Origin of the sequence: Prosthecobacter sp., assembly GCF_049294395.1 — a bacterium.
In the GTDB taxonomy this organism is placed as follows: Bacteria; Verrucomicrobiota; Verrucomicrobiia; order Verrucomicrobiales; family Verrucomicrobiaceae; genus Prosthecobacter.
The window spans coordinates 15,890-32,372 of record NZ_JBAQCR010000226.1 but is presented as its reverse complement, the minus strand read 5'-3'; the positions used below and the strand labels follow the sequence as shown (position 1 = coordinate 32,372).

Annotated in this window: 13 protein-coding genes and 1 tRNA gene; 5 read left to right on the top strand and 9 right to left on the bottom strand. The window is 59.4% G+C overall.

The genetic code is table 11. The annotated features are described in order from the left end of the window. Window positions 1-86: 86 nt before the first annotated feature. Entirely contained in the window at window positions 87-3,734 is a 3,648-nt protein-coding gene (locus tag WAW39_RS15790) for an NACHT domain-containing protein (RefSeq protein WP_422320148.1), read from the bottom strand. A 213-nt stretch (window positions 3,735-3,947) separates the two neighbouring features. Here WAW39_RS15790 and WAW39_RS15785 point away from each other — a divergent pair, with 213 nt between their 5' ends. The 4 genes from WAW39_RS15785 (at window position 3,948) to WAW39_RS15770 (ending at window position 7,651) form a co-directional block, all read left to right on the top strand. After that, window positions 3,948-4,613: a hypothetical protein gene (locus WAW39_RS15785; protein ID WP_422320147.1), complete on the top strand. Its 666-nt coding sequence runs from the start codon at window positions 3,948-3,950 to the stop codon at window positions 4,611-4,613. Window positions 4,614-4,805: 192 nt separating this feature from the next. After that, window positions 4,806-5,444, top strand: a complete 639-nt coding sequence (locus WAW39_RS15780) for a histidine phosphatase family protein (RefSeq protein ID WP_422320146.1) — start codon at window positions 4,806-4,808, stop codon at window positions 5,442-5,444. A 532-nt stretch (window positions 5,445-5,976) separates the two neighbouring features. After that, window positions 5,977-6,237, top strand: coding sequence for a hypothetical protein (locus tag WAW39_RS15775; RefSeq protein ID WP_422320145.1), 261 nt, complete (start codon window positions 5,977-5,979; stop codon window positions 6,235-6,237). A 58-nt stretch (window positions 6,238-6,295) separates the two neighbouring features. Continuing rightward, complete coding sequence (locus WAW39_RS15770; RefSeq protein ID WP_422320144.1) at window positions 6,296-7,651, top strand: DUF1501 domain-containing protein; 1,356 nt, start codon at window positions 6,296-6,298, stop codon at window positions 7,649-7,651. A gap of 319 nt (window positions 7,652-7,970) precedes the next feature. On the opposite strand, the gene WAW39_RS15765 is transcribed toward WAW39_RS15770, so the two are convergent. The 5 genes from WAW39_RS15765 to WAW39_RS15745 all read right to left on the bottom strand — a co-directional run bounded on the left by WAW39_RS15765 (window position 7,971) and on the right by WAW39_RS15745 (window position 11,555). Continuing rightward, complete coding sequence (locus tag WAW39_RS15765) at window positions 7,971-8,837, bottom strand: hypothetical protein (protein ID WP_422320143.1); 867 nt, start codon at window positions 8,835-8,837, stop codon at window positions 7,971-7,973. Between the two features lie 49 nt (window positions 8,838-8,886). Then, entirely contained in the window at window positions 8,887-9,423 is a 537-nt protein-coding gene (locus WAW39_RS15760) for a dihydrofolate reductase (RefSeq protein WP_422320142.1), read from the bottom strand. Further along, window positions 9,424-10,401, bottom strand: a complete 978-nt coding sequence (locus WAW39_RS15755) for an MBL fold metallo-hydrolase (RefSeq protein ID WP_422320141.1) — start codon at window positions 10,399-10,401, stop codon at window positions 9,424-9,426. A 127-nt stretch (window positions 10,402-10,528) separates the two neighbouring features. Next, complete coding sequence (locus WAW39_RS15750) at window positions 10,529-11,386, bottom strand: 50S ribosomal protein L11 methyltransferase (RefSeq protein WP_422320140.1); 858 nt, start codon at window positions 11,384-11,386, stop codon at window positions 10,529-10,531. A gap of 94 nt (window positions 11,387-11,480) precedes the next feature. Continuing rightward, window positions 11,481-11,555: transfer RNA gene (locus tag WAW39_RS15745), tRNA-Gly, on the bottom strand. A 126-nt stretch (window positions 11,556-11,681) separates the two neighbouring features. Here WAW39_RS15745 and WAW39_RS15740 point away from each other — a divergent pair. Beyond that, window positions 11,682-12,530, top strand: a complete 849-nt coding sequence (locus WAW39_RS15740) for an aminotransferase class IV (RefSeq protein ID WP_422320139.1) — start codon at window positions 11,682-11,684, stop codon at window positions 12,528-12,530. 25 nt (window positions 12,531-12,555) lie between these two features. Here WAW39_RS15740 and WAW39_RS15735 read toward each other — a convergent pair whose 3' ends face one another. The 3 genes from WAW39_RS15735 to WAW39_RS15725 all read right to left on the bottom strand — a co-directional run bounded on the left by WAW39_RS15735 (window position 12,556) and on the right by WAW39_RS15725 (window position 16,464). After that, complete coding sequence (locus tag WAW39_RS15735; RefSeq protein WP_422320138.1) at window positions 12,556-12,957, bottom strand: hypothetical protein; 402 nt, start codon at window positions 12,955-12,957, stop codon at window positions 12,556-12,558. Between the two features lie 256 nt (window positions 12,958-13,213). Beyond that, a complete protein-coding gene (locus WAW39_RS15730; protein WP_422320137.1) occupies window positions 13,214-14,152 on the bottom strand; it encodes a C13 family peptidase in 939 nt (312 codons plus the stop codon). Next, entirely contained in the window at window positions 14,149-16,464 is a 2,316-nt protein-coding gene (locus tag WAW39_RS15725; protein WP_422320136.1) for a hypothetical protein, read from the bottom strand. The genes WAW39_RS15730 and WAW39_RS15725 overlap by 4 nt, the downstream gene beginning before the upstream one ends. Window positions 16,465-16,483: the final 19 nt, after the last annotated feature.

The following is a 16,483-nucleotide window of genomic DNA, read 5'->3' as shown; positions in this document are numbered from 1 at the left end:
AGGCGGCGCTGCAGGCCGAGAAGAAAGGGTGATGGAGAAGCGGAGAGGGAAGATGGTTCATTATCGATTTAGATCTCGATTTAGATCTAGAAGTCCATGGTTGGACCTACCCTCGGCATACTTTTCCAATAAATTGTACAATTATCTTTCCGCTCTTTCTTTAGCCATACCACGTCTTCGCTCCTCAGCGCCGTACAACCTGTTAAATCAATTACTTCCAGCGCCTTGAGCCCTATAAGACCACGCAGTGCCTCTCGCCCATTCAGGCCATTGCAATTTCTCAAATATAGGGACTTTAAATTCTTGAGGTTGGCGAGTATCATTGTGTCCTCAAAGCCAATACAGTAGGAGAGATTGAGTGTTTCCAAACCAGACAACAAGCTAAGGTTTTGGAATGAATTCTGTTTGTGCAGCCCGGGGCATCTCCACAGGAAAAGTTTTTTTAGTGAGGTTAGCTTTCTCAAGTCAGGGATTTGAGTCAGATTCATGCAGGCACTGAGCTGCAGACCTTCCAAGCCTGTGAGTTCTTTCAACCCGTCCAGTGATTCAACCGTCTTTAATCCATTGCATCCCCAGAGGGAAAGATGTTTTAGGCTTTTCATGTTTTGCATATCAGGCAAATTTTTAATGCCGACACAGCCTTCTAGATCTAGCGATCTTAAACCTCTCATCTGTGTCAAAATGCTAAGATCAGAATCGGTTAAATTATCGCAAAAGTTGAGGTAAAGTGTGGAGTTTGGATGCTGCTGATCAATTGAAATAAGGCTGTTTAAACTTTCCTCTCGGTGAATGGAATTGCTCAGTAGTAGTGGGGCGACGTGCCAACGTTCGGAGTAGCCATCATGCCACGGCGTATAAGGCCATTGGAGAGATGCTGACCAGAGGATGTGCCACCACTTTAAGCGGGCGGCGGCGGGCAATGGAATTTCGGGGTCTTGGGCTAGATCGACAGCGAAATGAACTGCATTCAATGGCAGCAATGGCGTTGGATGCTCCTTTGAAACGACGTGTGGCTGGTGGCTATGTAGGGCGGGAAAGAGCCAGCGCAAGAGTGTGGGGGTGTCGGCCTTGCGGGATTCGAGGAGGAAGATGAGCGACTCATGCCAGGTGGGCATGGCGGGCAGATCTCTGAAAGACTCGCGGGTGTGCTGGATGGGACCGTGGGGCGGAAATTCGCGGTCGAGATCGGCCTCAGTGATGCATTGCTCATCATCATCAGCTTCCTTCCTGCGAGAGTTCCGATTGCGCAGGCGGTCGAATTCCATGCCAAGCCAGCCTGCAGCGAAGAATTCCAGAAAGGAAAGATGAGTGAAGCCATAGTGCGTGTTCCCCTCGGCATCACTGCTGCGCGGGATAAGCAAGCCTGAGCGGGATGCGATGTGGTGCAGCAGCTCATCAAGTAGTTCGGCAGTGGTATGCGTGCTGACCAGCCAGCCCTCTTCCCGCATGCGTTGGATTGCGGGATCAAGCAGCTGCTCCAGCTCCGGGCGGGAGATTAGGATGTTGCCGTCTGCCCCGAAGGAGCCTCCTTCCAACTCTGGCTCCGTCTCAGCTTCTTCGATTTCTTCTATTTCAGGAGTGGATTGCATATACGCAGACCGAATCTGTTGCATGTGCGCACCGAGAAGAGAGAGCAGGAATCGGCGCTGGGCGGTATCGAAAGGGCAGGTATTTCCCAGAACGGGACGCAGGCGGTAGGCCGCATCGATGCCGCCGAGGTAAGCCTGAACAATAGCGTCGTAAAGCGCGGCACGTCCATCCGGCAGTGGCTTGCCGCTGCGCTTGAGGATGTTCATCATGCACAGCAGATTAGGCACGCGTGAGATGATTCGCACTCCATCGTGGTGATGCGCCCGCACCTCCCTCATCAGTTCGCGTGAGTAATCCGTGCTGTGCCGATGTTGGAACCATCGCTCAGTGAACAGATTCTGCCGCTTGTCATCGAAGGGCGCGAGGTGAAGGCGCTGGGCAATTGGGAGTGCGCTAAGCACTCGGTGGCGAATTCGTCCCTCGTTCAAGAGGCTTCTGTCATCGGACGATAAAAGCTGTGCCTCTTCCTGTTCGGTGTCATCCACAACAAATTCGCTCAATTCACCAATTGAAAGCTTGTCACCAAACTTGAGGACATAATCGTGCCACACTGACGTCCATGTTGCGTATGATGGATTGAGTTGAATCCATTTTGACAACTTGATGACTCCATTTGGAGCAGCAGATGCCCATTTTAGTTTTTCAGGAGCTTCGACCCAATCAACCCGCGCATCCTCATATCCGATCACTCGCGAGGTGATGAGCCAGCGAGCCGCTTTGTTCGCGGCGCGGATGCCGTCCTGAATGCACTTCACGATTTGACGGCGCTTGGCGAGGTCGCCAATCTCGTCGAGGCCGTCGATGAGGAAGAAGACCGCCTCGTCGGTGTGAATGATTTGACGGAACTCATTGCGGTGGTCCTTGAATCCATCGCAGAGCGGCGGGGCGGTTTCATCACGCTGGTAGTGCTCGACGAGGATGGTAAGCAGGCTGTCCCAGCTCCAGCTTTCCACTTGGTCCTGCGGCAGCAGGGGCACAAGATCGCGCAGGATGAGGGGAATCGGTAACATGCCAGTGAGTGAGGGAGCGCCGCTGAGCGGTCGCTCGCTGGCGAGGTGGGCAATGAGGGACTGGATGAGCGTGCTCTTGCCCATGCCCGGATCGGCCAGCAGCACGGTTCTTCGGTAATCATCCTGGGTGAGAAGCGGCAACAAGTCTTGCGCGGGCAGACGCGGCGGCGTTTCCCGCTGCGCCGCGTCCATATCTTCGGGACGCAGATGGTCTGTCGAGCAGGCGGGATGGATGAATATCTCCCAGATATCCGGCGCGGCCTGCTCCCCTGCTGCGAAGTTGTCGATGGCAAGTTCCTGATAAGGCCGGAAGGCGCTGAGAAGGGAACGCTTGTAGGCAGCGAGGCGCGATTCTTTGTTGCTAATTTGTTGGTTGGCGGCGAGTTCAAAAATCACTTCCGCCAACTTATTGTCTCGTTCTGCGGACTGAGCCCCTTGGTTCTTCACCTCAGTGATGACTTCTTTGACGAGTGAGCGCAGTTCGGTGTGAAAGCGCAGCATGCTGTCACGAAACGCAGCGGCGGCAACGGGGTGCTCAGCCACTAGCGTGCTGCTCAATGCCTCGGTAACGAGCGGAGCGACGGCGGCGGCGAGCTTTGTATGCCAGCCTTCACGCTGAGGCGTCAGGCCGATGCCACGCTGAATCCATTGGCTGAAAAAAGCGGAGAGCCATTCGGGAGAAATGGCCGGTGATGAGTCATCTCCATCATGCGCGGCCTGAAGCGCGGCGAGGAAATCGGTGTTGTTGAGAGGCTGTGCCTCCGGGATGCCCTGTCCGACAAAGGTTTTCCAACGTTGCGGCAACTCGTCGAGAGCCGTCGTGAACTCTACTTTTACGGACGCAAAGTCCTCGGTGTTGAGCACGTCCTGCATCAAACTTTGCAAGACAAGGCCGGTGAAAGCGACGAGCGGTGCCTCGACGGCTTCCAACTGTTTCGGTGAGAGCTTGTCGATCCTGCCCTTCAAGAGTTCTTTCACCTGCTCCCCCAGAAAGCCTTGCACGCCTTTTTCCCATTCGCTTTCCGTGCCGGAAGACAAAACGTTGTCGCGCAGGATCTTGAAGCCCGCTTTGAGCAATGGCAGGGAGATTTGTGCGGACTTGTAGAGACCCAGAGCCATTAAGGTGGTGGACATGATTCTCAGTCTGTCGCGATACATATGGGGGTGACAAGGAAATCGTTTACTGAAATGGCGGCTTTGATTGCGTTTGATTCCAATCCCCGCCTCAGACTGTCATTGCCAAAACTCGGCGAATCCGTTTCACTCGGGGGAATGCTGAGCTACCGGTTTTGTTTTTATGCGATTCACACGGCCCCGTGGGTGCTGGTGGGGGGCGGGTTGTTGAAAATGCTGTTTTTTTCGGGGCAGCCGTGTGGGTACACGTCGCCGGTGGAGTGGGTTTTTATAGGGCTGTTTGTGTTTTACACGCTGGTGGGACTGGTGCTGGGGGTGAAGATCATGCGGCGGCAACTGGTGCTGATGTGCCCGTTTTGCTCCCGGCCGGGGCTGGCGTCTTTGGAGCGCTCCGAAGGGCTGAAGATGGAGTGTCCGAAGTGCGGGGAGATCCGTGGCGGCGGGCGGCTGGGGTGGAAGATCGTGCGGGACAAGGAGGAGGACTGCGGGCCGAAGCCCAAGGTGCCGGTGGGGAAGTTTCAGTTTCAGTTTCGGTCGCCGTGGTTCTGGGTGCTGTTTGGCGCGTCGGTGGTGTCGGCGGTGGCCGGGGGGGTGATCCATGAGTTCAGCTTCATGACGGTGTTTCCGCCGCTGTGGTGTTTCTTGGTGGCGAGTCATTTGATCGAGACGCTGCGCACAGGCTGCCTGAATGACAATGCGGGGCCGACCTTCCGCAGCCGGCAGCCGGTGAAGTACTGGGCGCGCACCTGCTTCTGGCTGTGCGGCTACGCGCTGGCCGTGTACATGCCGGTGGGTTTTGCGCTGCAGGAGCGCGGCAAGATGGAGGAGAAGGCGAAGACGGAGGTGCGGGCTGGGGAGAAGGCCGAAGTGAAGCGTTGATTTTAGCAAAGGAATGAACAGCAAAGGAATGTGACTGAAACTTCATTCCATTGATCCTCATTCCCTTGCTCAATATGAAGCATCCGCAGGGGGGAGCGTGCTGTTTTCGGCCAGACGCACGGTCCCCATTTCCAATCTAAACGCACCTGCATTTGCTACTGCCTCTCAGAGCGCCTATGGCGGAGGTGAAATATGAAAAAGATCTGGTTCATTCGTCATGCCGAAAGTCTGAGCAACGCGGGGTTTCCCACGGACACGCCGCACGCCATCGGGCTGAGTGACAAGGGGCTGGCGCAGGCTGAGGCGGTGGCCGCGCAGTGGCAGACGGACCCGGATCTCATCGTGGTGTCGCGCTACTCCCGCACGGTCTACACGGCGGTGCCGCTCTGTCGGCGGCACCCGCAGGTGCAGGTGGTGGAGCTGCCGGTGCATGAGCTCACCTTCCTGGCGCCGGGCCGCTACATCGGCACCACGGAAACCACACGCCGCGAGCCCGCCCGCCAGTACTGGGAGCGCTGCGATCCCGACTACTGCGATGGCGAGGGCGCGGAGACGTTTCGGCATTTCTGCGAGCGCGTGGATGCCTCATTGAAAGCCCTGCAGGAGCGCGAGGAGCAGCGCATCGCGGTGTTTTGCCATGCGTATGTGATCAAGGCGATCCTCTGGCGGCAGCTCCACCCGGACGCGGATTTCACCGCGGACTACATGCGCGAGTTCTTCGATTTTCACCTCAACTGCGTGGTGCCGAATGTCATGGTGTATCCCTTTGAAAGCGCCCAGGGCGAGGCGCTGAAGATGCTGTCGCCGTTTCAGATTGAGATGGTGGATTGAGTCAACGCGGCGGTGAGTGGAAGGAAGGTTCCACGAACGCTCTGAAAGTGGAATTGCCAGGCATGAAGAAAACTGATTCACTGGCCGGGTGACTGACAGCTTGTGCTTTTATCTGCCCCAAGGGATGCCTGTGTGTTCAGTCGCCGACCTGTTTTCGTCTCTTGGGGCTTACTTGAATCAGGTGCCCGGCGGTGGATCGTGGGAGCAGACGGTGGTCATGGTTTTGCAGATCATTGCTGTGGCTGGCTTCTTGGTCGTCGGCATTCAGATTCAGCGGCGCTGGAAGTCTCTGTGCTGCCCCTTTTGCCAACGCCCCGGTGTAGGAAGAAGTCACCGCACCAAGGGCGTGGCGGTCCAATGTCCGGGCTGTGGCGGGATCATCGACAGTGGACTGCCGGATGGGGCATCTCAGCCTGAGGTGGTGCTGACGGCGCAGCGGCAAAGCGTTCCGGTGAGGCGGATTGAGCTTCGCTCACCGTGGGTCTGGCTTCTTTTTTTGCTTTCGGTTTTGTCGGCGGTTTGTGGTGCGGTCATGCATTCCTTTGGCCTGGTGACGGTGCTGGTGCCGCTCTGGAGCCTTCTCGTGGCGAGTCGTCTGGTTCAGACGCTGCAAACAGGCTGCGTGAATGGGTATTGGGGGCTGACGTTTCGGGCGCGGCAGCCGGTGAAGTTCTGGCTGCGCATCGGCGTTTGGTTTCTGGCTTGCGGCTTTGCTTTGTATCTGCCCCTTGGTTTTGGGCTGCATGCGCGCATGAAGGCCTGTGCCCCGGCTGCTGCGGGGGCAAAGCCCTGAGTCCGAACTTGGATGCAATGGCGCGCAAGCGTCGGCGCTTTGGCTGCGTACACTCCGCATGTCTGATTTCTCCGCACTCTCGCGCCGCGAACTGCTCTCCCGCATGGGCGGCGGGCTGGGCGCGCTGGGGCTGGCTTCCACGCTGCATGCCGCTCCGCGCACGAACTTTGTGCCGAAGGCGAAGCGGGTGATCCAGCTCTTCATGAACGGCGGGCCGTTTGGGCCGGACTTTTTTGATCCGAAGCCGGGGCTGACGAAGTATGCGGGCCAGAAGCCGGCAGGCGCGGACCTGCGCACGGAGCGGCCCACGGGCGGGCTGCTGGCGTCTCCGTATGCGTTTTCAAAGCATGGGCAGAGCGGGCTGGAGATCAGCGAGCTGCTGCCAAATCTGGCGCAGCATGCGGATGAGCTGTGCTTGCTGCGCTCATGCCACACAGACAACCCAAATCATGGCCCCGCGCTGCTGCTGATGAACAACGGCACGATGACCGAGCGCGTGCCGAGCATGGGCTCGTGGCTGAGCTACGGCCTGGGCAATGAGAATGCGAACCTGCCTTCCTTTGTGGTGCTGTGCCCCGGCAAGCCGGTGCGGTTTTCGGTGCTGTGGACCAGCGCGTTTCTGCCGGCGCAGCATCAGGGGGTGTACATCAATCACTCCAACCTGGAGCCGCAGAAGATGATTCCATGGCTGACGAATGAGAAGCTGGGCAAGCTTGATCAGCGCAGGCAGATTGATCTGATGCAGTCGCTGAATGCGGAGCATCTGGCGGCACGCGGTGGTGCGGATGTGGCCCTCAATGGTCGCATCCAGGCGATGGAAACGGCCTACCGCATGCAGTCGGCGGCGACGGATGCCTTTGATGTGAATCTGGAACCGCCGAAGGTGCGCGAGATGTATGGCAAGAGCCATTTCTCCAACGGCTGCCTGATGGCTCGCCGGCTGGTGGAGCGCGGCGTGCGCTACGTGCAGCTCTACTATGGCAACGGGCAGCCGTGGGACACGCACTCAAAGCATGATGAGCAGACGCGCAAGCTGGGCGCAGACATCGACCGGCCCATCGCGGCGCTGATCGGTGACCTCAAACAGCGCGGCATGCTGGAAGACACGCTGATTGTCTGGGGCGGAGAATTTGGCCGCACGCCGGTGAGTGAGAACGGCAACGGGCGGGATCACAATCCGCATGGCTTCTCCATGTTCTTCGCCGGTGGTGGTGTGCGCGGCGGCACGGCCTATGGAGAGAGCGATGAGTTTGGATTCAAAGCGGCGGTGGACAAGATGCACGTGCATGACGTGCATGCGACGATCCTGCACCTGCTCGGCATGGACCACGAGAAGCTGACGTATCGCTACGCAGGACGTGATTACCGCCTGACGGATGTACACGGGCGGGTGCCGCAGGCGATCGTGGGGTGAGGGGGCTGGATGCTGGATGCTGGATGCTGGGTCGCGCTGAAGGCACCAGTTCTCACGCGGGCGCGGCAGCGTCTTGGAACCGGAGCGAAGCGGAGGTAGGGCAGCTGCAGGCTGCCCGAAGGGTGAGCACAGCGAATCAATGCGTGCGGCAAGCCTGGGCGCGACGCCGCTTTTTGCAGGCCGGACGGCGCGCTAGGGCCAAAGAAAATTCATCACCCCACGAAAGCGGTGCCGCCGATGCAGGCTTGCGCCTTGCATCTCTGTCACCGCAGTCCAAGACGCTGGCGCGCACTTGCAGGCACCAGCATCAGTCGCTGACTCACGCCCGGCTCTTGTCCGTCTTGAAGCGGTGCCAGAAGGAAGGCTTGTTCGGCACGGCGCGGCGGATTTCCACGGTGGGTTTTTTGGTGACCGCAGGGGGCGGCGTGGACTTGGGTTTGTCCGTTGCTTTTTCGGGCTGTGCGGGCGCTGGAGTAGCTGGCGGTGCGTCGGCGGGGCCGTAGAGCTCGCGGGTTTTCTGGTGCAGCATTTCAGCCTCGGCGGCGCGCTGCATGGAGTCGCGGATGCTGGAGGGAACGGCGCTCTCAGTAAGAGGTGGCAGCAGCGGATTGGGTCCGGCGGCCCAGGTGCCGAGCGTGGGCATCATCGAGGCGATTTCGTTCTGATTGTTCACCTTGTGCAGGCCGATGACGCGCAGTGAAGTACCGAAGAGGTAGAAGATGGTGCTTTCATCCAGACCTTCGACCATGCTGCCGCCGCGCTGCAGGATGGGGCTGCCGCGCAGGATGATTTCATCTCCGGTGATGAAGGCTTCCTGGCAGAGCGCCTTGGCGGGCTCGTTGAAATTCATTTCAATGAACACCTTGCCACGGGCGCGTGCTTTGAGCGGCTTGCCATCGGGCGAGTACTTGAAGACCTGGATCGAGTCTGCGGCGATCTTGATGTAGGGCGGAAACTCCAGCTGCTGCGTGGAGATGCTCTTGGCCTCCACGAAACTCATGCTGAGCAGGAAGCTCAAATCAGTGGGAGACTTCACCAGAGAGATGTCTTTGGTGCCGGTTTTGTCAGCGGTCGCGGACTTGTCGGCCGTGGCTGCGGTGTTGAGGCTGGTGCAGCCAGCGCAGAGCACGGCGGTCGCCAGCAGGGCGACTGCTGAGCCGGGGTTGAACAAGGAGGAAAGGTTCATCTGCAAGGCTTAGATACACCCAAACGTGAATTTGCTCATCTTGAAATTATTATAATGTGCCGTCCGAGGCCTGAGCGGGTGGCTTGAGGCGATCGTAGGTGGAAAACCTGATGGCGTGGGCATGAGTGGCGTCGGCGGGAAAATCCTGCCGGTCGGTCTCCTGCCAGTCAGCGGGATTCACCGGGGGGAAGGGGACACCGCTGCCGAGTGGGGAGTCCACGTGGGTCAGGATCAGGCGGTCGGCGCAGGGCATGGCGGCGGCGTAGGCCTCTCCGCCTCCGCAGACAAACAGTTCTGCGGCCCCCCCTGCGGCGGCGACTTGCAGGGCCTCGGCCACGCTGGCCACGACCTCGCCGACAGGCGGGATATACACGGGGCTGCGCGTGAGCACCAGGGGGTGATGATCCTCAAACCAGCCGTTCATTTCCTCATAGGTGCGGCGGCCAATGAGCAGCCACTGGCCGCGGGTGATGCGGCGGAAGTGCTCTTTATCCCGTGGCAGCTGCCAGGGCACACCGGTGCCGGTGGAGATGAAGCCATCCGCTGAAACGGCGGCGATGAGGAGCAGTGCCGGGCGTGGACTCACTCAGTAAATGGCGGACTCGCCTTCGCGCAGGAGGCGCACGCGGTTTTCCAACTGCCGTTCGATGGCGGCTTTCACGAGGCGCTCGGCAGGCTCATGGAGAGGCTCGCCGCCGAGGGGGAAGGTGTCATGATGCATGGGGATCATCGACTGGGCGCCCATCATTTGAAAGGCGTCCAGGGCTTCCTCGGGATTCATGTGCACCTGACGGCCGCTGGGGGCATCGTAGGCACCGATGGGCATGAGCGCGAGGTCGATGCTGGCGCGTTTGCCGATCTCCTGAAAGCCGTCAAACATGGCGCTGTCGCCGCAGTGGAAGAGGCAGCGGTCGGGTGACTTGATAAGATAGCCGCCAAACTGGCGGTGCGTGTCATGGATCATCCGCGCGCCCCAGTGGCGTGCGGGGGTGAGGGTGATGCGCAGATCCTGAAAGGTGGCGCTCTGCCAGGTCTTCAGCTCCACAATGCGCCCGAAGCCGCAGTTCCGCACCACTTTGCCGACGCCTTCCGGGACGATGATGGGCTGGGCGGCGGCGAGCTTGCGCAGGCTGGGCAGGTGCAGGTGGTCGTAGTGCGCGTGCGTGACCAGCACGAGATCGATGTGCGGCAGGTCATGCGCCCAGACGCTGGGGTGGCGGACGCGCTTCACCGGGCCGTGCCAGAGCGCCCAATTGGGGTCGATGGCGATGTTCACACCGCCGACCTGACAAAAGAAGCCGGCATGCCCGAGCCACGTCACGGCGATCTCGTTGCTCGTGGCCACAGGCAGGAGGCCGAAATCCTCGCCCGGCCGACGCGGGGCAAACAGGGTGGGGATGAGCACCTCATTGAGGAACTGGATGTTGCGCTTGCGCCAGCCTTCGGTGGGGAGCAGGCCGATGCGATTTTCCTGCGTCTGAGCTTTCTTGAGCAGGCCGCGCTTTTTGAGAGGGCTGGAGGAGGATCCAGCCCCGCCGGATGAGGAAGCGGGATCGAAAAGCATGATTGGCTGCTTGAATCTATTGATAATAAATCGCCCGGCTCCTCAAATACAAGAATTAAGTGCAGGATGTTGTAGCGGCAGGGATGACGCCCCTGTACGGGTTGCTTCACGCAAGACCTGCGCCAAATCAGCGGCTTTTCACCGTGCCTAGAGCGGTCACCCATTTGCCTTTGGTGACGATCTTCTCCACCACAAAGCCCGCGCGCTTTCCAGCGGCGAGGCAGGCCTTGGCCTGAGACTTCAGAATGCCGGAGAGCATCAAGATGCCACCCGGAGCCACGGAGCGCACCATCTGCGGAAACGCCGACTCCAGAATGTCGAAGAAGATGTTGGCGGCCACGATGTCCCAGGTCTGTTTGGGTTCCCACTTGAGGACATCGACTTTGGTAAAGCGCACTTTGGGCGTGTGGTTGCGCACCGCATTTTCCTGCGAAATTTTCACAGCGGCGGGATCGTAGTCGCAGCCCCAGACGCGGGAGGCACCTAGTTTATCCGCAGCGATGGCGAGGATGCCGCTGCCGCAGCCGAGATCTGCCATGGTCCATTTCTTGCCGGCGGACTGGCGCTTTTCAGCCTCATCCACGAGCAGGCGCAGCACGGTGGCGGTGGTGGCATGGTGGCCGGTGCCGAAAGCCATGTCGGCCGGCACGGCGATGATTTCGCGGTTGGGAAATTTGGCGCTGGCCTGCTTGATTTCCGCTTCTGTTTTGGCGGCGCAGATGACGAAGGTGTCTCGCACCTTTACCGGCGGCGGAGTCTGGGATGAATGTGCGGCCCAGTTCTGCGACTTTAACTTGGACACCTCGCCGCCGAATTCTTTCTGGATGGCCTTCGCGCGAGACTGAGCCTCACAATAAACCTCCAGGCGGATCATTTTACGACCAGGGAAGCTGGTGATGACGAGAGTGGCGTCCGTGCTCTGCGCGAAACGTTCCTCCCAGGTATCAGCCGAACGTGAAGCAGTGAGTTTGGACCAGACAAACATGAATGTACAATCGTGAGGAGGGAGGTTGCTGGGGCACCAATCAAAGCCTTAAAAGGCCAAGGTTACTTGGTGCCATCAATCTTTCGGAGATTGATGGAGCGGGTGACGCGATTCGAACGCGCGACATCTTCCTTGGCAAGGAAGTGCTCTACCACTGAGCTACACCCGCAAATTTTTCGGTTCGTTTTCGATTCGATCCGGAAAGTTTGAGGGCGAGATTCTGGCGCATGAAAAAGATCCTGCAAGCACAAAGTGCATATGTTGAGAATGTTTTTATTCAAGCCATGCTGCCGCTGTGAATCTTCCCTCCCATACTTGGATCAACGGCCGCATCGTCAGCACTTCTGAAGCCCGCATCTCTCCCTTCGATCATGGCTTTCTGGTAGGTGATGGTGTCTTCGAGACACTCGTGGCACGCCATGGCAAGCCCTTCACGCCCACGCGGCACTGGCGTCGGCTGGTGGCTTCCTGCCGGGCGATGAACATCGTGCCGCCCGAGTTTGAGACTTATTTGAATGCGATGCTGGCAACGATGCAGGCGAATGAACTCACCGATGCGCGCATCCGTGTCACGCTCACCAGTGGTGATGGTCCGCTGGGATCAGATCGCGGAGAGGCGCCTGCGACGATGATCGTGGCGACGACGCCTCTCAAACCCTGGCCACCCACGGATACAGTGATGATGGTACCGTGGACGCGCAACGAGCGCAGCGCACTGGCTGGCATCAAATCCACTTCGTATGGCGACAACGTGCGCGCCCTGGCGCTTGCGCACGGGGAAGGGGCGGGGGAGGCGATCTTTGCCAACACCCGTGATGAACTCTGCGAAGGCACGGGCACGAACATCTTCATCGTCAGCGCAGGTGTGGTGAAAACACCGCCCCTGAGCTCCGGCTGTCTGGCAGGCGTGACACGTGCGCTGGTGCTGGAAGCCTGTGCTACGGCTGGCATTGCCGTGGAGGAAGTCACGCTGCCCATCGAGGCACTGCATACCTGCGAGGAAGCTTTCCTCACCTCAAGCACGCGTGATGTGCATCCGCTGGCCCGCGTTGATCAACGTGCGATGCCCGGTGTTGATGGTCCCGTCACTCAGCGCGTGGCCAAGGCGTTTCAGGACTTTGTGGCGGGGCGGGATGATCCGTGAATCTCCTGTCGAAAGACGAGGTCTTTCAATGTGGCTGCAAGAGGTGGTCCCCAACCGTACTCGCAGGCGAGGAAGCAAATATGATCTCAGTGGACTGTTCGGTGGTTTGGTTTGACCGGATCACATCCCATGCCTTTTTCAGCCATTGCAGCGCTCCGGCTTCATCTTCAGTGGTTCCCAGTACATGAGATTTTTGGTCGCCAAATCTCAGGCCTACCGCCCAGGTTCCCTCAGGGGTCGCGCTAAGCGTAAAACCATGACAAAAATCAGACGTGATCAAAGCACCGGTAAACCGGTCCTCACCTGCTCCTTCCTGCAAGACCAGATTGCCAGTTTTCCGGTCAACACTCACACTGCTCATGGCATCCGTCAGGTCGATGAACATGCCGTAGTCCTTCTCGCGAAAGCCCTGGATTGTTTTGCTCATGATGTGATATGCAGGTGCTAAATTGAAGCCCGAAAGCGTCAGACTGCGGCGGCGAGCTGGGTGGGTAGCTTGCAAGTTTTGGGGTTTTGGTGAAGCGCTGGCCGACAGACAAGAGTGTCTATCGTACTGATTGATTGCGGCGCGGTTTTCCCAAGTACGACAGACACTCTTGTCTGTCGGCCAGCGGCACCGAAATCAATTGGCATGCACCGAGTTTCGCAGTCCACGTTCGACGGAGAAAGATGAACTTTGCAGGTCATGACTTCGTCCCATAAACCTCACCCAGCTTGCGCAGCAGTGATTCAAGCTTCGTATAATAATCGTCCTCCTTGAGCTTCGCTCGCTGCTCCTTCAAGGTCTTCAATTCACGCTCCAGCGCATCTCGTGTGCTGCGCTGGGCATCGGTGAGCTGCTGCTCCTCCGCACTTAACACGAGCACCATCTGCGCGGCGCGTGCGCCATCGACGGCCATGCCGGCAGGGACGGGCGCGTCTGAGCCGAAGACTTCGCTGCGGGTGCCGACGCCGTCGCCGTTGTCTTCGAGAATTGAGTGCTCGGTGGCGAGGCGACCGTCATTCTCATAGAAGGTGGCGGTGGCTTTGCTGGCGTGGCGGAAGGCTTCCAGCAGGGAGACCTGCTTGTCTTGATCGAGATCAGCCTCGGGCAGTCCGCCGACGGCTTCGGCAAAGTATTCCCCGAAGCGCGCATAGAAGACTTCGTCCGGGCTTTTGGTGGCAGTGATGATGACGCGGTTCTTGCCGGAGAGCGGTTTCAAAAAGCCGCCGCTGGCCGAGGCGGTGTGGATCACGGCGACCTCCTGCTTGAGGGGCTTGATCCACTCAGCGAGCTGCTTGGCGTCAAAGTCGGGTCCTTCCGCGCTGAACTTGGCTTCGCGTCCATCAAAGGTGCCATGGCCGATGAGCACCAGCCACAAGGAGTGAGCGGGATCGGAGGCGGTGAGGCGTTTTTCGAGTTCTTCGGTGGTCTTCTCACCACGTACGACTGCCGGGGTGATGTCCGCCTTGGTGCAGGCATTCGTCCAGGCATCCACCTGTGTTTTGAATTTCTTGCCGTACTCCTCCGTGCCGGGTGCGCCGAGGACGATGAGGACATCGAGTTCACGTGGTGCGGCGTGCAGCAGCGTGCTGCACAGGGTGATGAACAAGGTACTCAGAAGCTTGAACTCTTTCTTCATGCCATCCCTCCCTTTCTGCGTAAAAACCACTCCGTGCCGATGAAAAACAGCAGGGCCAGGAAGACCCATGGCGTATGCCAGAGCGGCGTCGAAAGTGTGACCTCAATCGGGACGCGGATGTTCTTCAGCATCTCGGGCAGCTTGGAGATTTCATCAAGAGCGAGCATCTGGCCGCTGGTCTCGGTGGCGATGCGTTGCAGAAAGGCGCGGTCCGGGGCCAGACGGCTGAATTCCTCGGCCTGCGGGCCGTAGGTCCAGCCGCTGGTTTTGATGCCGAGCTGCGTGTGTTTCTCCATGTCCTCCACGGTTGCTGTGGCGCGGTAGTTGCCGGAGGCGGAGGAGAAGAACTCGGTTTCAAACAGCCCGGCTTCCTTGAGGCTGGGCTCGGCGAAGAGCTGGGATTTTTTGCCATCGGGCTGCGTGACTTCGATCTTCACCAGCGCATCGCCATGCGGCTTGAAGGCGCGGTCACTCACACGCACGGAGAGCTTCACGCGCTCGCGGTCGGCGGGATCGGTTTCGGCGGAGAAGGTGATGCTGTCGGCCACATCCACCACGAGCCAGCGCATGAGCTGCCGCCAGGCGCGCTCCATGTCCTTGCGCGAATCCGCATCGTTCATGCCCCAGCGCCACAGGTCGGCCACCAGCACGCTGCCCACGCGGCCTTCACCGAAACGCTGGGACACGATGGCGGGCATGGTGGTCTGCGCTGAATCCGAAACCGTGGCCAGAATGCTGGCACCGGGTTTGATGGCGAAGGTTTGATTGATGGCATAAAAGGAAGGCATGGCGGAGAGGCGCTTCTCATCTTCCTCACGATCCGTGCGCAGACGCATCCAGGACTCCAGCCAGCCTTCACGCGTCAAATTGAAGCGTGCATCCAGCATCGGGCCTGCCGTGGCGGTGCGGTCGAGATACACAGGAAGCATGCTGCCGATGGGCGTGTGATCATAGCCGCCCGCCTGATAGCACTCCTGCCCGCCGAGCATGAGCAGCGCGCCGCCGCGCTCGCTGACGAAGCGCTGGATCAGGTGCATCTGCTCCTGCGTGAAGAAACCGGCTTCGAGATCATCAATGATGATGGCGCGATACTCGCTGAACAAATCTTCGGCAGCCTTGGGGAAGCCGTCGCTGAGTTCCTTGGCATCGCGCGTGCCAAGGCGGATGAGCACGGGCTGATCATAGCGCTGCGCTTCTTCGCCTTCCTTGGCACCAAAGCCGCGAAACAACGGATTCGCGTTCTCACCGGCATGGCCACGCCATTCAAACTTGGGCTCACGTTTGGCGATGCGGACGAGGCTGGGCATCTGGATGTCGTCATCCGCTGCGATGGCGCGGCGCAGGAATTTGTACTCCCAGTTCGGCCTGCCCGCGATGTAGAGCACGCGGTAGGGGCCTGAGCCGCGATCCGCCTCTAATAAGCGTGTGTTGTTGGCCAGGGTGGCTTCACTGACGCCTTCGCCCTTGAGTTCGAGCTTGTGGAAAGACACTCCGGGCTTGGCCACCGGAATGCGCAGACGCACGGTCTGCGGCGAGCTGCCATTGAAGGTGACTTTTTCGGTCACGATGGCTTTGCCCTGTTCATCGAGCGCGGAAAGCGTGGCCTGTTTGCCATTCAGCCCTTGGGCAGACACACGGGAGGTGATGGTGATAGGCGCGTCTTCAAAGGGACTCGTCGCCACGGTGGCATCAAGGATCGCCAGATCCGGGGTCGGGGCGTTCTTTCCGGCCAGCACGGTGAAAATAGGCGCGCCCTTGGCCTCCGCCTTCCAGGTGGAGGCATCGGTGGCGTTGCCATCGCTTATTAATACCACAGCAGCCAGATTCGAGCCGCCGCTGCGCAGAGTCATCAGCGTGCGGCAGAGATCCGAGCGGGAACCGTCAAACTTCAAGGCGCGGAAGTGCGGCACGCTTTGCGTCTGTGATCCAACGGTCATGAGGCGCAGGCGGAAGTCCTCGCTCAATGACTTGATCCACGCGGCATCCTCCGTGCCGGAGTTCAGCGCGGCGGTGACCTGCGCCGCGCGTGTGGCTTCGCCCGGTTTTTCCGCCGTTTCTAAAGAGGCGCTGGTGTCCACCAGCACAATGACTTCGTTTTCACCCTTCTTCGGCTGCTGCTGGGTCCAGAGGGGATCAAGCAGGCAGAGCGCCAGCAGCGCGAGGGCGGCCAGCTTGCAGGACATCGCTGCAAATTTGCGCCAGCCGCGCAGCGGAGAGCGGCGGTAGCCCAGCCAGAGCAGCCCGATGACAAGAAGAACCACCAGAGCAGAAAGCCAGGTGATGTCCGTGTTTTGCCAGAGGATGCGGGGCATGAGGTGCCAGTTAAACGTG

Excerpts from the sequence above, each read along its gene's own strand:
- WAW39_RS15775 (WP_422320145.1), top strand. The coding sequence starts at position 5,977 with ATGCATTCCTTTGGCCTGGTGACGGTGCTGGTGCCGCTCTGGAGCCTT.
- WAW39_RS15780 (WP_422320146.1), top strand. The coding sequence starts at position 4,806 with ATGAAAAAGATCTGGTTCATTCGTCATGCCGAAAGTCTGAGCAACGCG.
- WAW39_RS15790 (WP_422320148.1), bottom strand. The coding sequence starts at position 3,734 with ATGTCCACCACCTTAATGGCTCTGGGTCTCTACAAGTCCGCACAAATC.
- WAW39_RS15730 (WP_422320137.1), bottom strand. The coding sequence starts at position 14,152 with ATGAAGAAAGAGTTCAAGCTTCTGAGTACCTTGTTCATCACCCTGTGC.
- WAW39_RS15765 (WP_422320143.1), bottom strand. The coding sequence starts at position 8,837 with ATGAACCTTTCCTCCTTGTTCAACCCCGGCTCAGCAGTCGCCCTGCTG.
- WAW39_RS15770 (WP_422320144.1), top strand. The coding sequence starts at position 6,296 with ATGTCTGATTTCTCCGCACTCTCGCGCCGCGAACTGCTCTCCCGCATG.
- WAW39_RS15755 (WP_422320141.1), bottom strand. The coding sequence starts at position 10,401 with ATGCTTTTCGATCCCGCTTCCTCATCCGGCGGGGCTGGATCCTCCTCC.
- WAW39_RS15785 (WP_422320147.1), top strand. The coding sequence starts at position 3,948 with ATGCTGTTTTTTTCGGGGCAGCCGTGTGGGTACACGTCGCCGGTGGAG.
- WAW39_RS15735 (WP_422320138.1), bottom strand. The coding sequence starts at position 12,957 with ATGAGCAAAACAATCCAGGGCTTTCGCGAGAAGGACTACGGCATGTTC.
- WAW39_RS15725 (WP_422320136.1), bottom strand. The coding sequence starts at position 16,464 with ATGCCCCGCATCCTCTGGCAAAACACGGACATCACCTGGCTTTCTGCT.
- WAW39_RS15750 (WP_422320140.1), bottom strand. The coding sequence starts at position 11,386 with ATGTTTGTCTGGTCCAAACTCACTGCTTCACGTTCGGCTGATACCTGG.